Raw genomic sequence first — 16,835 nt, forward strand, 5'->3', positions numbered from 1 at the left:
ATACCCTCCCAATACACATTAAAATTTTTATAAAAGATACATAGCTTAAGTATAATATCTTATGTTATAAAAATCAAATATTTATTAAATTAAAAACATATCCATCCTCTTCTCGTGAGATACCTTAAAAATAGTATTACTCTTTTATAGGATGTTTCTATGGAATCACCGGTATCTTCACAAAGCTTTTCACTTATGGACCAAACATCGTCCTTACCATTTATCATCAGCCACACCTTAGAAGACAATTTATCTAATTTAATATCTGTAATTTTAGGTTTTTTAAATAAAAAACAAACTATTTTTTCCACCATGCTATCTCTAAAAAAATATAAGGTCACTATGCCATTGTGATTTTCCCAATTTTTATATTTAATTTTAGGTACATACTTCAAAAAATTATCTTCTATTTTTTTATTTTTCATTTCAAATCTTCCTTATCCTTATTCATTTTAGAGTTCTAAGCATCTTTTCCACCTATGGAGAACATGTATACCCATGCACCTAAGATGAGAAATAAGATGGTTGCAAAAAGTGGACTTCCTGTAAGGGCAGTTAAGAATTTTTCACCAAAGGCTATGTTTATACCGCTTATAGTGAATATAGCTATTATAATTCCTGTCAGTGCATCCCCAGATACAATACCGGAACACAATAAAATACCTCTCTCCACTTTTTCTTTTTGCTTTTCCTCCTCATTTTTAAATCTCTTCTCCACAAGAACTCTGATAATGCCTCCAATAAGTATTCCGGTGTTCAAATGTATTGGAAGATAAATTCCCAGTGCAACAGGGAGAATTGGAAGACCAACAATTTCGCAAAATACTGCTATGACAGCCCCAACTATAACTAACGTCCATGGCAGCTGTCCAGTCATAACTCCCTTTACTACTAGAGCCATCAGTGTTGCCTGTGGTGCTGCTACTTCTTTTGAACCGATACCAAAGGCCGAATTGAGCATTAGAACTATAGCACCTGCTGCAACGGCTGCAAATAAAAGGCCTAAATACATACCCATCTGAACTTTTCTTGGAGAGCCTCCAATGACAAAAGTAGTCTTTAAACTTTGAGCTGTTCCGCCTGCCACGGCAATGGCAACACAAACTATACCACCAATTAAAAGAGCAGCCATCATGCCACTTTCTCCTGTTTTTCCTGTTATTTTCAAAAGGGATGTGACAATCAAAAGTGTTGCTATGGTCATACCTGATACTGGATTATTGGAAGCTCCTATTATTCCTACCATTCTAGCTGATACAACTGAAAAGAAAAATGAAAATACAACAATTAGTGAAGCTCCAAGTAATCCTACTTTAATATTGGGTAAAAGCCAAGACAATAAAAATACAAGTATGGCAGAGGCTATAACCCATACTATAGGTGGTTCTTCATCTATTCTCTTGTGAACTGATCCAGTTTTTTCATCCTTTCCAATACCGCCAATGGCAGCTTTAAAGGATTTAATTATTGTAGGCATAGATTTTCCAAGGCTGATAAATCCACCTGTAGCTACGGCACCAGCTCCGATATATTTTATGTAGTTGCTCCATATATTCCAAGCATTCATATCCCTTATTAGTTTTACAGAAGGATATATAGCAGTGTCTAGCCCTGCTCCAATATACTTTATAAGTGGAATAAAACCTATCCATGCTACTAAGGACCCTGCAAACATATACAATGATGCCTTTAATCCAACAATAAATCCAACACCAAGCAGTGATGCTATGGTATTCACTCCGAATATGGTATTCTCAACGGGTTTAATCGTCCACTCAGGTTCCTCTAGCCATAGTTTAAATCCACCTGATAGAAGTTTGTATATTCCCCCTCCTGCAAGCCCTAATAGTACATTTTTAAAGGCTTCTCCACCTTGCATTCCGGTAACAAGAACCTCTGCTGCTGCCATACTCTCCGGAAACACAAGGTTGCCGTGCTCCTCCACAATAAGGAATCTTCTAAGGGGCGTTACGAAGTATATCCCCACAAGACCACCAATAGCTGTCACAACAAAAATGGTCATTACACTGAGATTCATACCCCACAAAATAACAGCTGGGAGTACAAAGATTATTCCACCCGCTATGGATTCTCCCACAGCGGCTATAGAAGCTATCATATTAGCCTCCAAAATGTTATTGCGCTTGAATAGTATTTTTAAAAGACCTGTAGCCAAAATAGCGCCCGGTATACCAGCAGCTATAGTAAGCCCAACTTTCAAGCCTAAATATGTGTTTGCTGCAGCGAACACCACCGCAAATATTACACCAATAGTTAAAGATATCACACTGCTCTCAGGCACTGCTTCTTTATAGGATATAAAAGGCTCGTAATCATCCCCTTTTATACCACCGTAAGCATCATGTGATAATTTCTTTTTGTTTTCCATATGTTTATCTCCTCCATATCAAAGTTTTTTCCTTGGTATAGAGATATTATTTCCCTAATATGACATTCTATTCTCTATATTATTTTTAAAATAATATATAATATATATTTGAAATAAATATTTTAAATATAATGACAAATCCCATTATATATTTTATAATAAACTTATAGATGTTATGTTATAGAACGGAGGAATAATTTTATGGACAGCGAAAAAACATATACTTCTGTTTCTACTGCAAGTCTGAAACCCGGCATGGTAGTAGCAAAGGATGTATACAATGGAGATACAAAACTACTAAATATCAATAGCCCATTGACTATACCCGTTATAAAAAAAATACAATACTATTTTCCCCAAGGATTTATAGATGTATTAACCTATTCTTTAAATCCGGATCAACAAAATGTGGAACCCTCTACAGGGGCTAGAACCTTGCAAGCTACTGAGGAGACCTTTAGCAAAATTTCTTCTGATGTAGAGCTTATGATGAATTCAATCACAAATAATTCAAAGCCCTCTATTAAAATAGTAAGAGAGATATCGAATTCTATATTAGATAATATTGTAGAATACTCCCTTGCCTTAAAGTCCATCACACTTCAAAGAGATATGGACGAGTACCTTGTGCGCCATTGCACCAATGTGGCCATCCTATCTACCATGTTAGGTAAATGGTTAAATCTAAGCCATAAAGAAATAACCATGCTGAATTATGCTGGGCTTTTGCACGATATAGGCAAAACCAAATTGGATAGCCAGATTTTAGACAAGCCTGGTGAACTTACAAGAAAAGAATTTGCAGAGGTAAAAAAGCATCCAATATATTCCTACAACATTGTCAGCGAATTTCCTTTTTTAGACGATTCCATAGCTCAATCAGTACTAATGCATCACGAGAGAATTGATGGTTCAGGGTATCCATTAGGTCTAACAGGTGACAAAATACATAAATTTGCAAAGATCATTGCCATTGCAGACGTTTTTGATGCAATGACCTCTAACAAATCCTACAAATCCAGAAAAAATCCCTTTGAGGCACTTAAAATAATGGAAAGTGATTTTATATCAAAACTAGATGTAATATATTTAAAAACCTTTATAGAGAAGATGACCACATACTATACTGGTGAAATGGTGATTTTAAACAACAATGATGTAGCCAAAATTATAAAAATGGATCCAAACAATATAGATAGGCCTTTGGTTATGGTAAATGATACGTTTATAGATTTAAAAGTAAATCGTGAATACTCTATTTCCGATCTGTCCCACGGTTACGTTTTATAGATTTAAAAGACAACTTTGAACAGGATGATGTTTTTTTACTCAGTATAAGGTAAAAAAATCATCATCCTTTCCTTTATTTTTTATTTTCCCTAGTATCACATATGATAGCTGCTTTGCTAAATTTAATTTTTTTTACCCCATTAATTGTGAAATTAAATATATATTGAAGAAACTTATTTTTGTCCATTGTTCCTTTTTCCATATCCGCCAACGCTTTTTCCATGCGTCCAGTGTAGTCTGTGTCCAAGAGTTCTTTAACAGGGAAAATATCTATAAAATTGATACCTCTTTCAGTTATTAGTAAAGATTTCCCCTTGGGTTCAATGTACCCAGCTGTCTTTAATTTATTTATTATTTCAGCTCTTGTAGCAGCCGTTCCAATGGAATAACCACTTAAAACTAGTTTTTCTTGCTCCTCTTCTTCGTTTTCGCCATTGCCACTATTTTTTCCACAGGTTTCCATGGCCTTTAAAAGAGTTTTTTCTGTATGGTGAGCTGGGGGCTTAGTCTTCTTATTTTGTATGTCTATTGCCAAAATATCTACTTCATCATTGTTTTTCACCATGGGAAGCAATTCATCTTTTTTTGAAGTGCCCTCCAGTTTAAGCCAAGATTTTTTTTTCAATATTTTGCCCTTGGTGATAAAGTGCCTAGGATATTTTTCACCCATCACCGTGGTTATGATCTCTGTATTTTCAAATTCAGCTGCTTCCATAAACTGCGCAATGAATCTATTTCTAACAGCCTCATACACAGCTTTTTCATCATTGCTTATACTCCCCGGTAAAATATACGTTGGTATTATGGCGCTGTGACTCTCCACCTTTTCGTTGTTGAATACTTTCTTAGTAACTGAAAATTTGATCTCATCTGCAAAGGGAAGAGATTTTTTTACTGCATTCAAAACTTGTTCTGCCTTGTCAGTAAGACTTTCCTCTAAAGCAGTACTAGAAGTTCTAGGATAGGTTATAAACTTTTTCTCGTACAATAGTTGTGCAGTTTTAAGAACTTTTTCTGAGGTCCATCCATTGTACTTGCTAGTAATATAACCCTGGAGGTTACTCAAATTAAAAAGTGCTGGGGGGTATTCTTTCTTTAATTCCACCTTTTTTTCCGTAACTACGCCACTTTTGCCAGTAAGTTCATCTTTTAATCGTTCCACACTTTCCTTTTTTGGAAACTTATCTAGCTTATCATAAAAGAATTTGCCCTTATAATCACCGGCTTCATTTTGAAAGGTGGCATAAAGTTCAAAATAGTTTTCACTTTTAAATTCTCTTATTTGCTTTTCCCTATCGTATATCATCTTCAAAGTAGGCATTAGGACTCTTCCCACATTTAGAAGGTTTCCTCTTCCTCTACAGTATTTTAATGTAGCCATAGATGTAAAATTTATGCCTATGACCCAGTCTGTAATCTGTCGGCTTATGCCAGCAAACTGAAGATTTTTCATATCTTCGTTTTTTCGCAGTTCTTTTAGGCCTCTTTCGATTTCCACTGGAGTCCATTCATTTAAAAGTATTCTGAATATGGGTTTTTCTACATTTAAATAATTAAAAATAAGAAGAGAGATGGTCTCTCCCTCCCTATCATAGTCTGTGGCAGAAATAATTCTATCCACATCGTCTCTTTTTATTAAATTGCTTATTATCTCAAGTTGCCTCTTGGCTCCCTGATCCGTTTTACCTCTAACCTTAGAGTCCTCTTTGATTTTGTATTTAAACTCCTTTGGTATATATGGAAAGTTTTCATAATTCCATAAAGCCAGTTTTTCATCATAATCTCGAGTATCATATAGATTTAGTAAATGTCCAAAAGCCCATGTAACTATATATTGACTTCCTTCTAGATAACCATTTTCTTTTTTCGTACACTTCAATGCATCAGCTATATTCCTTCCTACAGAAGGTTTTTCAGCTAAAATTAAAGTTTTCAAATTTATCACCAACTATTATTCAAAAATATATAAGTCACTTTCCCAATATGGAGAGTACACCTTTGTTCTTTTCTTTGATTTCAAACAGCACATGTACATAGCCATAACATCATACCTTGCATCATGAAAAGACACCTCTTCACATCCAAACAGTATTTTTGTTTTTTCCAAAATTAAATTTTTATCTATTTTATAATAATCCACCACTTCTTCTAACTTTGGATTTTTTAATCCATTTCCGTACCTATTTGGAATATTTACAATACCCTTAAAGTATCCCATTGTACAAAATTCCTTAGAATATCCCGGAACTAAGCACGAACGCCTAAACTCTTCATCGATAAACTTTTTATCAAACCCTATGTTGTGAGCGATAATTGTGCTATCATTAAAATCCTCTTGAATTTCCTCTGACAACTCTTTAAAGGTAAAGCCTTCAGATAATAGATCCAATCTTTCCTTTGAAAATCCATGAACTTTTTCCGCCTCTGGCTCCACACTATCCACAGAAAAAAAGTAGTTTTTCATAGCCGTAAGCTGTTTATCTTCTTCAATAATATATGTCAGTTGTACAATCTGGCCGGGTTTTAGGCCAGTAGTTTCAGTATCTAAAAATATGCTTTTCATTTTATATCCTCTTTCCGTATTAACATAATTCTTTTTCCTTAGACGATTTACTCAACATAAGCTTATTTTATCACTTTTCTACCTTCTATATCTAGTATTTCCTTGGCATCGTACAAATCAAGATACTTTTCCCTTTGATTTCGCAGCGTTATACCATCGCAATGACGCCTATCAGTCTGGGCTACATCTTTATACAATTCTTCATAGGAGATAGGTCCCACTGCACAAAATATACTAAAGCCTTTATTTTTAAGATATTGAAATTTAGGATCCCTGTATGGTACAGAAGATCCAAAGGGATATATATACACTGAAGTTTCTCCTATAAGCGATTTAACTTCTCTTTCCCACTTATCAGTATCATCTTTTAATTTTGACAAAGAAATGGAACTTACATCTGGATGACCATAGCTATGAGAGGCAAATTTCCACCCATTTTCTTTTAAAGTTTTCACTAAAGGCATTACTTTTTCAATTTCCTGTTGTCGATTATTGCTATCACGCTGGGTTCTATATCCTAAAATCCCTTCATAACCTGTAAGCCCTATAGTGGCCTTCACACCATCAAGAGAAAAATCTGGATATTTTTCTACAAAGTTGTCCAATATAGGAACTATACTATTGTCATATGATATAATATCCTCTCCATTTTCCCCTTTTGTATAAGCAGCCACCTTGCCCTCATGGTCTAAAATAAGTTTGTGTATAGTACCGTCTTTTCTCATGTAATCATAATAATTCATATCATCAATGGACAGTATTATGGGTTTCTTACCCTTTGGTATTTTAATACTCTTTCTTTCCATTTTATTATTCTCATTATTTAAAGAATAAATAGATTCAATGTCTATAAGAATATAATTATTTTTGTACAGTTGTTCTAAAACAGATTTAAATTCCTTAACAGTTACAAACCAGTCATCCATGCCTTGAGTTTTAGAGTCCCCATCAAAGGCAAGTTCATTGTACGCAATTAAGGGATGAAAAAATAAGTGTTCAGCATTTCCAACAAAATCCACCATTTCTACTGGCTTTTGCTCCTTATCTGCACCCTCATCTTTGTGTTCTTCTTCAAGTTTACTAGCTAAACTTCCATCATTATTCTCATGAGAAGAATTATGGGTTTCTCCATTGACTTGTTTCTGCTCATTGTATACCTTTTCCTTTTGCGACGTGCACCCCACCATAAAAAAAGTGGCTATTACCATTATTATTGCTTTTAATTTTATGTTCATAGGTATATCCCCTCCCCCTATAACATACCATAATATTTGCTTATAATAGTTAAAATACATTTAAATTATCCTTTGTTTACAAGCCCCATAAATCTCTTCAATTGAGTTTTATCACAAGCATTACTTTTTATATATCTAAAGTACTTCTTTTTCACTGGAATAAAATATTTAATGTACTCCCCATTATAAATTATTTTTATTTTTTCTGCTTTTGTTTTCACTTTTATATTATTTCCCTCAATTGTTATATAACCGTTCATACAATCTCTTACAACAATTCGTCCAGTATGATCCTTTACGTGCAATTTATATCCCCATCTTGGGAACACTATATAGAATACAGCTAAAACTAAAGCTGTTATTGCCAAAGAAATATTGACGAAAAATGAAGCTGCAGCTATGCCAGCAAAAGCAATTATATAAAATATATGTATTTTCTTTTTAAAGTACTCTCTGATATATATTTTTTTAAATTGGTCTTCGGTTAAATTGTATTCCATCACTAGTTTTCCGTTAAAAGTATTTTCAGCAGAATTCTTGTTTTTCCCCTTAGCTTTTTTTACGCATTCATTTATCTTTTGAGTAAATTCCTCTAAATTTCCTTCTACAACGTGATTTACAGGTATTGATAGTGGATTTAACACTTTCCCATTGTTATCACAGGGCAATATTCGCAAATATCTTTTTTCTCTCTCCAAATCATATATTTCATCATAACTTAACATTGTCATGCTAGCATTAGAAGTTAGTAAGTTGCTTATATTTATACCCTTCTTGCCTACTCTCATTTCTATTCTCTGCTTTTTAACGGTAGTCAAATTAGCTAAAAGCATAATGTAAGGAAATAAAATATAAAAAGCACCAAAACCTATTAGCAATGACCCAAAAAAATCTAATTTAGTAAAGGTTCTCAATATATATCCTAGCCCACAGATAGCTGGTCCCACAAATATTTGAACCCAATTTTCATAAAACTGCATTATAGCATCCTTGAAAACGTAGGATTTTTTTATATCATACACAATTGCACATGACTGCTCTTCTTCAAGATTTTCATTGTTTTCTTCTAAAATATTACTATTTTTATTTTTGGTCACTATGTTTTCCTCCATGAACTCCAAATTCTATCACAATTATAACATATATTGATTGTCCAACAAAGCAGTTATTTTGTGGTCACTACAACTTCTCTATCATTTAAGATTATTTCACAAAGCAAAAGTACAACTGAAATAATCATATAAATGTCTTTTATATCTACCATATACACATCCATCAATAAAAGAAAATCAATACTTCCCTTAAAAATTATTTTATCAGTTAAAGAGCAAAGGAGCGCTGAATTTATGCAAACTTTAAAACTGCAACTCCAAAAGGACTTGCCCACACTGTCTATATAATAATATATAAATAAATTCATTATGATAGCTATTAATATATTAATTATTATTAGCCAATATACATTTATATAAATATCCATTAAATTTCCTATAAAAGAATTGTGATAGTTTCTCAACACATTTTGGCTATTTTGACTATATGTAATATTTAAATACAATTGGGTTATGTCGTGAATTGCTACTAATATAAAAGTACTAATTCCTATTTTTTTATTACTATACCCTTGCCTTAAAATTGTCCCCATATAGCAAAAAACTGCTCCTAGGACCGGCAAAATTAAAAATGACATCATATTTTGCAAGATAACAACACCTCGTTTCTTATTAAAACTCAGTGCTATTTTACCATTTATTTACTAATATTTTTGTCATATTGTGATAATTGTAAAAAATATCGTATTTCATTTTTTTTATTTTAACGACAAAAAAGCCCATAGACACCAAAAGTGCTATAGGCTTTATAGAAATCTTATTTTTTTCTAGCCAATTTAAGCAGATACAAGAAAAGATTTATGAAATCAAGATACAATTGAAGGGCAGCCACCACTACAAATCTGTCCACTTCATCTGGATCCATATTGTATGCATTTTCGTGGATCATCTTTACTTTTTGCATGTCATAGGCTGTGTACCCTGAGAAAATCAAAATTCCAATAAAAGCAATAAATTTGCTTTCTGCCAGACCTGGAATAAAGAATGACATAATGGACATTACAAGTAGACCAATAAGCCCCATAAAAAGAAACTGAGCCATTCCGCTTAAGTCTTTCTTTGTTGTTATACCAATCATAGCACAACAGAAAAACATAATTGCTGCTATAAGAAAAACAGATGCAATTACGCCAAGATCATAGGCTAAAAACACAAAAGAAAAAGTTATACCGCTTATGGCAGAGTAAACAACAAACCATATGGTAGCCACAGCAATGGATAACTTTTGTGCCATAGGTCTAAGCGCTATGACCATTGCAAGTTCTATTAATGCTGAAACAAAAAACATGGTTTTAGTAACAAGGATTCCACTTTTTTCAACATAATAAGCTGCAAGAAAAGTTATAAAAACTCCTAAGGACATTATAATCATTGTCTTAGACATAAACTTATTTTCACTTAAACTATGTTCCATAGAAACACCCCCTAATTTAATATATATATATTATTATACCATTATTTATGAGATTATTCCACCAAAGAGATTTTAAATGCTTTTTTAATAGCCTTTTCAAAGGAAATTAAGGTATGATTTATATCATCTTCAGTATGTGAATATGACAGGAATAAACCTTCAAATTGTGCTGGTGGGAAAAGGATGCCATTGTCTAGCATTTCCTTAAAAAATACAGCATATTTTTCAGTATCACATTTCATCACATCCTGGAAATTTTTAAACTCTCCTTTGGCAAAAAACACGCTCATCATGGCTTTAAATCTTATAACCGTCACTGGTACATTGTATTTATCTATGATTTTATTCATGCCCTCTTCAAACTTAATTGCTAACTTCTCTAACTTTTCATAAACATCTTCATGTTCTTTAAGGAAAGATAAATTTCTATAGCCCATAAACATGGCAAGAGGATTTCCAGATAAGGTTCCAGCTTGATATACAGGACCTACAGGTGATACCATCTCCATTATAGCTTTTTTTCCACCGTAAGCCCCTACTGGCAACCCTGCTCCAATGATTTTGCCAAAACAAGTCATATCCGGTTTTACCCCATACAGTTCTTGGGCGCCACCAAAAGCTACTCTAAATCCTGTTATTACTTCATCAAAGATTAGCACTGTCTCATACTGGTCGCATATATCCCTAAGACCCTGTAAAAACTCTTGTGTACCTGGTACTACACCCATATTGCCACCCACAGGCTCCACAATAATAGCTGCTATATCTTCACCGTACTCCTTAAAAGTATCTTTTACAGATTCTAAATCGTTGTAAGTACACACAAGGGTATCTTTAACAGTATCTGCTGGAACTCCAGGACTTGTAGGCACACCATAAGTAATAGTTCCTGAGCCTGATTTTACAAGCAATGCATCAGAATGTCCATGATAGCATCCCTCGAATTTTACTATCTTATTTCGCTTTGTATAGCCTCTAGCTACTCTTAAGGCACTCATAGTAGCCTCTGTGCCGGAGTTCACCATTCTAACCATGTCTATAGATGGAAAAGCTTCTACTATGAATTTTGCCATTTTCACTTCTATTTCTGTGGGAACGCCATAACTAGTTCCTCGTCTTGCGATTTCTTCAAAACCATTAATTATCTCTTCTCTGCTGTGGCCAAGAATAAGAGGACCCCAAGAGCAAATATAGTCAATATATTCATTTTCATCCACATCGTATATCTTTGATCCCTTTGCATGGTCCACAAAAATTGGACTCATACCTACAGATTTAAAAGCTCTAACAGGACTATTAACCCCACCAGGTATGTATTGGTTAGCTTCTTTAAAAAGATTTTCCGATGTGCTTCTATCAATTTTACCCATAAAACCATTCTCCCTTCCGTGCTTCTATGCCTCTTCTCTTAATTTTTTTGCCACATATTTTGCAAAGTAAGTGATAATTATATCGGCCCCTGCTCTCTTAATGGACACAAGGGATTCCATAATAGCAGATTCATTTAATAGACCGTTTTCCACTGCCATTTTAATCATGGAGTATTCTCCACTTACGTTATATGCAGCCAGTGGCATATTGAAATTATTTCTAACTTCTCTTATGACATCAAGATAAGATAGGGCAGGCTTCACCATAACTATATCTGCACCTTCCTCTATATCCAGTTCTACTTCTCTTAGTCCTTCATTTACATTGGCAGGATCCATTTGATATGCTCTTCGGTCTCCAAAGGCAGGAGATGAATCTGCTGCATCCCTAAAAGGTCCATAAAAAGCTGAAGCATATTTTGCACTATAGGCCATAATTGGAAGATTTACAAAGCCATTTTCGTCGAGAACATTTCTTATAAAGCCTATTCTTCCATCCATCATATCCGATGGAGCCACCATATCTGCACCGGCCTCAGCATGACTTATGGCAATTTTGCCTAAGTATTCTAAGGTCTTATCATTGTCTACATATCCGCTTTTTGTAAGGATACCACAATGACCATGAGATGTGTATTCACACATACAAATATCTGTTATAACATACATCTCTGGGTATTTTGATTTTATTTCCCTTATAGCCTTTTGCACCACGCCACAAGAACAATAAGCCTCACTTCCTACTTCATCCTTCTTGTCTGGAATACCGAATAGCAGTACGTACTTTATCCCAAGGTCCAACAACTCTTTTATCTCTTCATTTACTCTGTCTACTGAAAATCTATAAACATCTTTCATAGAAGATATTTCAGTTTTAACGTTATTTCCCTCTACAATAAATAAAGGGTAAATCAAGTTCTCCACCTGAAGTTTTGTTTCTCTTATCATACTTCTTATGGTTCCGTTTGTTCTCAATCGTCTAGGTCTATTAAGCATATCTATGAACATCTCCTTTATATTTTGTATATACTCATATTAATTATTTTTATCCTGTATCAGAGTTTTAATCATGCCATCTATGGTATAATCTTCAGCTTCTTTATAAACTTTTAAACCAAAGCTTTCTATGGTTTTTGAAGTGATAGGTCCAATGGATATTATTTTCGTATTGTTTAATGCACTTAAATTGTCTTCTCCCACAATTTCTATAAAGTTTTTTACCGTAGAAGAACTAGTAAATGTAAGGTATGTATCCCTATTACTTTTAAGTATTTCCATAACCTCATCTTTATCTACATCTTCTCTTATGGTTTCATATATTTTTATTTCATCCACAGAACAAATTTTACTAAGCTCATCTACTAAAACTTCTCTTGCTTCCTTAGCTCTTGGTATTAGCACATAATCTTTTGATGTAAGTTTTTCCTTTAAAAGTTCCAATAAGCTTTCTGCTACAAATTTGTCAGGTACATAATCCGCCAGTATACCATTTTTCTTAAGTACAAGAGCTGTAGCTTTTCCTATGGCAGCAATTTTCATGTTTCCAAGAGTTCTTATATCCTTGCCACTGTCCATAAGTCTTTTCATAAATATATCTACAGCATTTTCGCTAGTAAACACCATACAAGTATATTTATTTAAATTCTCTATGGCATTTTCAATACCGCTGTTTTCGATTTCCTTAATTTTAATAGTCGGCATTTCCACTGGTCTGCCACCTAAATCATTAATCCTCTCAAAAAGCTTGCTGCTCTGAGCCCTAGCCCTCGTGATAATTACATCTGTACCAAACAAAGGTTTTTTCTCATAGAAGTTAAGCTTATCCCTAAGAGTTACAACTCCTCCAATGACAATAAGACTTGGAGAACCTATGTTCTCTCTTTGAACTATATCATAAATATCCTTCAGTGTTCCAGTGACCACTCTTTGATATGGTCTTGCACCCCAATTAATAACAGCTGCAGGAGTGTCCTGTGATTTCCCATAAGCAATTAAATTGCTAGTTATATTTGAAAGATTAGCCACACCCATTAAGAACACTAAGGTTCCCTGAAGTTTTGCTAAAGTACTCCAATCTAGGTCCTTATCCTCTTCCTTAAGATGGCCTGTTATAACGTGGAAGGAAGATGCAAAATCCCTATGAGTAATTGGAATTCCTGCATAGCAAAGCCCTCCAATGGCAGAAGTAATACCTGGTACAACTTCAAAATCCACACCTTTTTCTAAAAGGAATTCTCCTTCTTCCCCACCTCTGCCAAACACATAAGGATCTCCTCCCTTAAGTCTTGTGACAATTTTTCCTTCCAGTGCCTTTTCTGAAATTATATCATTGATTTCATCTTGGGTTTTTGTATGATACTTTGACTTCTTTCCCACATAAATAAATTCACAATTTTCCTTGGCATCCTTTAATATAACGTCATTGGCAAGTCTATCATACACGATGACATCAGCATCTTTAATGCACTGCACCCCTTTTAATGTCATAAGTTTATAATCTCCTGGCCCTGCACCAACTAAAAATACTTTACCCTTCATGGTTTATCTCCTTTAAAATCAATTTTGCAAGTTCAAATCCCAGTTTCTCTGGTGCCTTACTACTGCCCCTTAAGGTTTTTCTCACCAATTTCTCTCCATCCTCTGTACCCAAAACACCATCCAATATAAGTTCTTCACCAAGGATTTCTCCCTTAGCGCCTACTGGTATATGGCAACTGCCGTTAATCCCCTTTAGAAAAGCTCTCTCCGCTGCCACTACTATCTCAGTTTCTCTATGAGATAATGCTGCCAGTATATCCTCTATGTGTTTATCATTTTCCCGAACCTCTATGGCTAAAGCACCTTGAGCAGGAGCTGGCAATAAAATATCTGTGGAAATTGGAACAACAGTGTATGGTAGCGTATCTATTATATTAAGCCTATTTAATCCAGCCATAGCCAGTATTGTCCCATGCAAACCCTCAGTTTCAATTTTACTTATTCTTGTATCTACATTGCCCCTTATAGGAACTATATTTAAATCACTTCTATATTTTAGAAGCTGATATTTTCTTCTTTTGCTACCGGACCCTATGGTAGCACCCTTTGGCAGACTCTCAAGGGAATCATATCCCTTTGCCAAAACAATGACATCTCTCACATCTTCTCTCTTAGGTACATGGGAAAACTTTAGGCCCTGAGGTAATTCGGAAGGCATATCCTTCATGCTGTGAATAGCCATATCTATATCACCGTTTAAAAGCTGTTCTTCAATTTCCTTTACAAAAAGCCCCTTATCACCAATTTTGTCCAACGCTACATCCTGAACTCGATCGCCTTTGGTTTTAATAATCTTTACCTCAAATTCTACCTTAGGAAATCTATCTTTTAATTCACTAACCACCCAATTTGTTTGAGTCAAAGCAAGTTTACTCCCTCGGGTTCCCACAACTATCTTCATTTTCCATCTATCCTTTCAATTGATCTACGACCTTCTTTAATTCCTCAAAGTCCATATAAACCATTTTATTTAAAATACTTCTTCTCTCTTCAGCATTTTGTATTTTATTAAGTACCAATTCTCTACCCTGTCCAAGTAATTCCACAAAGTCCGCCATAGACTCTGGATACTTTTCCTCTAGTTCCTTTCTTACCTTAGCACATAAAGAAGGGCTTTTTCCTAAAGTTGAAATGCTAAATATAAGACTCCCCCTCTTCACAGTCGAAGGTACAATATAATCACATTTTTTAATATTATCCGCCACACTACAAAGAATATTTCTATCCTTGCACATAGTAGCTACCCGTTCATTGATATTGCAGTCATTGGTGGCAATTTCAGCCATGAATACACCCTGAAGGTACTCTTCCTTGAAATCCCCCTTTAGTATTTGAAGCCTACCCTCATATTTCGACTTAAGCTCCGAAAATTCCTCTTTTATTTCCCTACCAATAACCTTTACTGTAGCCCCATACTCTAAAAATTTAGTTGTCTTCCTAAGAGCCACACCTCCAGCGCCAACTACACATACAATTTTATCATTTAGATCTATCATTAAGGGATAAAACACTTTAAATCCTCCACACAATTTAACTTTTAAAAATTAAACAGCTTATTAATCATTTCCACATATTCCTGGGATTTATTATCATTTTTTAATTCTTTAAGATTGTTTATTGGTTCTCTTATAAGCCTTTTCAAAGATGATTTAACCATCTTTTCAATGATTTTCTGTTCTTTTTTATTCAATTGAATCTTTCGATTTATATACTCCAAAGTATCCTCTTCTATCTCCTGACATCTGTCATTGAGAGATTTAATAACAGGATCAAATTTTACCGTGGTACACCACTGATAAAACTCATCTATACTACTTTCTATAATACCCTTTGCCTTTACAGATAATTCCTCACGCTTTCTTAAATTATCCTTGGATCTCTGTTTCAAGTCGTCCACATCATAAAGATGCACCATTGGCAGTTGTGAAATTCCCCTTTCTACATCCCGAGGCACTGCCAAATCAATGATATGGATTGCTTTTGAAATCTCTGGGAAACGTTCTTTTTTTAGTACAAGATGTGATGCTGCTGTAGCTGTAAATACAATATCCACATCCTTTAAAATATCATATCTTTTTTCGTATTCCACAGCCACCATTTTTAGATTTTCGCATTGGCTACATATATCCTTTACCTTCTCAAAAGTCCTATTGCATATGTATACACAGCCCACTTTTTCTTCCTCGAAATATTTTAAAGCAAGAAGGCTTATCTTCCCAGCACCAATAAGAAGAATGCTCCGGCCTTCCAAACTTCCAAGTTCTTCCCTCAAACTCTTTATGGCAATATAACTGGTAGAAAGGGGAATCTCAGATATAGCCAAAGTGGATTTTATATTTTTCGCAGCAGTAATTGCTTCCCTAAATAATTTATTTAACAACTTCTTACTACTTCCAATTTCCATGGAAAACTGCAAAGCATCTTTTACTTGGCCTAATATTTGATCCTCTCCTATGACTATGGAATCCAACCCTGCAGCCACCTCATATATATGATGAATAGCCTCATCATCCTTTTTTATAAATAAATATTTTACTATGCCCTCATCTTTAAAGAACTCCCTATAAAAACATTTTAGCTTAATAATGGCATCCTCTACATCAGAACATACTATGTACATTTCACTTCTATTACACGTTGAAAGAATCAATGCTTCCTTCATACCTAGATCCTGAACATCGTTTAAAGCATCGATTTTCTCCGAATCACTGAAAGCTACTTTCTCTCTTATTTCTATAGGCGCATCATTATGGTTAACGCCAATAACCACTATATGCATTGCATTTCCCCCTGGTCTTTATTATATTTGATTTTTGTTTATCTGATGGCTAGCCCTTGTAAAACAGCCGCATATGTGTTATTAAAAATAAAACTCCCTTGTAAAAGGGAGTTTAGTATTCATCTTGTAATGACACTTTTATATG

The 16,835-nt window shown here is 34.4% G+C and carries 15 protein-coding genes; 1 reads left to right on the forward strand and 14 read right to left on the reverse strand.

The features are described 5' to 3' along the window. Positions 1–89 precede the first annotated feature (89 nt). Together BUA73_RS11575 and BUA73_RS11580 are read right to left on the reverse strand one after the other, a co-directional pair. Positions 90–425 carry a PqqD family protein gene (locus BUA73_RS11575; protein ID WP_072904282.1) on the reverse strand — a complete coding sequence of 112 codons (336 nt, stop codon included), beginning with the start codon at positions 423–425 and terminating at the stop codon, positions 90–92. A 35-nt stretch (positions 426–460) separates the two neighbouring features. Beyond that, positions 461–2,389, reverse strand: coding sequence for an OPT family oligopeptide transporter (locus BUA73_RS11580; RefSeq protein ID WP_072904283.1), 1,929 nt, complete (start codon positions 2,387–2,389; stop codon positions 461–463). A gap of 201 nt (positions 2,390–2,590) precedes the next feature. Here BUA73_RS11580 and BUA73_RS11585 point away from each other — a divergent pair, with 201 nt between their 5' ends. Then, entirely contained in the window at positions 2,591–3,679 is a 1,089-nt protein-coding gene (locus BUA73_RS11585; protein ID WP_072904284.1) for an HD-GYP domain-containing protein, read from the forward strand. Positions 3,680–3,752: 73 nt separating this feature from the next. Here BUA73_RS11585 and BUA73_RS11590 read toward each other — a convergent pair whose 3' ends face one another. The 12 genes from BUA73_RS11590 to hemA form a co-directional block, all read right to left on the reverse strand. Then, positions 3,753–5,615, reverse strand: coding sequence for a type IA DNA topoisomerase (locus tag BUA73_RS11590; RefSeq protein WP_072904285.1), 1,863 nt, complete (start codon positions 5,613–5,615; stop codon positions 3,753–3,755). A gap of 15 nt (positions 5,616–5,630) precedes the next feature. Next, positions 5,631–6,242 (reverse strand): 3'-5' exonuclease, encoded by a 612-nt coding sequence (locus BUA73_RS11595; RefSeq protein WP_072904286.1) that lies wholly within the window; start codon positions 6,240–6,242, stop codon positions 5,631–5,633. A 62-nt stretch (positions 6,243–6,304) separates the two neighbouring features. Next, entirely contained in the window at positions 6,305–7,477 is a 1,173-nt protein-coding gene (locus BUA73_RS11600) for a polysaccharide deacetylase family protein (RefSeq protein WP_072904287.1), read from the reverse strand. Positions 7,478–7,542: 65 nt separating this feature from the next. Then, a complete protein-coding gene (locus BUA73_RS11605; RefSeq protein WP_072904288.1) occupies positions 7,543–8,574 on the reverse strand; it encodes a hypothetical protein in 1,032 nt (343 codons plus the stop codon). A gap of 68 nt (positions 8,575–8,642) precedes the next feature. Beyond that, on the reverse strand, positions 8,643–9,122 hold the full coding sequence (locus tag BUA73_RS11610) for a hypothetical protein (protein ID WP_143147012.1): 480 nt from the start codon (positions 9,120–9,122) through the stop codon (positions 8,643–8,645). A gap of 224 nt (positions 9,123–9,346) precedes the next feature. Further along, complete coding sequence (locus BUA73_RS11615; RefSeq protein WP_084672257.1) at positions 9,347–10,003, reverse strand: Bax inhibitor-1/YccA family protein; 657 nt, start codon at positions 10,001–10,003, stop codon at positions 9,347–9,349. A gap of 53 nt (positions 10,004–10,056) precedes the next feature. Further along, positions 10,057–11,373: a glutamate-1-semialdehyde 2,1-aminomutase gene (hemL, locus tag BUA73_RS11620; RefSeq protein ID WP_072904290.1), complete on the reverse strand. Its 1,317-nt coding sequence runs from the start codon at positions 11,371–11,373 to the stop codon at positions 10,057–10,059. 24 nt (positions 11,374–11,397) lie between these two features. Next, entirely contained in the window at positions 11,398–12,369 is a 972-nt protein-coding gene (gene hemB / locus BUA73_RS11625) for a porphobilinogen synthase (protein WP_178139264.1), read from the reverse strand. A 39-nt stretch (positions 12,370–12,408) separates the two neighbouring features. Then, a complete protein-coding gene (gene cobA, locus BUA73_RS11630; RefSeq protein ID WP_072904291.1) occupies positions 12,409–13,911 on the reverse strand; it encodes a uroporphyrinogen-III C-methyltransferase in 1,503 nt (500 codons plus the stop codon). Next, entirely contained in the window at positions 13,901–14,812 is a 912-nt protein-coding gene (hemC, locus tag BUA73_RS11635; RefSeq protein ID WP_072904292.1) for a hydroxymethylbilane synthase, read from the reverse strand. The genes cobA and hemC overlap by 11 nt, the downstream gene beginning before the upstream one ends. Positions 14,813–14,819: 7 nt before the next feature. Continuing rightward, positions 14,820–15,422, reverse strand: a complete 603-nt coding sequence (locus BUA73_RS11640) for a precorrin-2 dehydrogenase/sirohydrochlorin ferrochelatase family protein (RefSeq protein ID WP_072904293.1) — start codon at positions 15,420–15,422, stop codon at positions 14,820–14,822. 26 nt (positions 15,423–15,448) lie between these two features. Then, positions 15,449–16,690 carry a glutamyl-tRNA reductase gene (hemA, locus tag BUA73_RS11645; RefSeq protein ID WP_072904294.1) on the reverse strand — a complete coding sequence of 414 codons (1,242 nt, stop codon included), beginning with the start codon at positions 16,688–16,690 and terminating at the stop codon, positions 15,449–15,451. Positions 16,691–16,835: the final 145 nt, after the last annotated feature.

This window comes from Hathewaya proteolytica DSM 3090, from assembly GCF_900142225.1.
GTDB classification, from domain to species: Bacteria; Bacillota; Clostridia; order Clostridiales; family Clostridiaceae; genus Hathewaya; species Hathewaya proteolytica.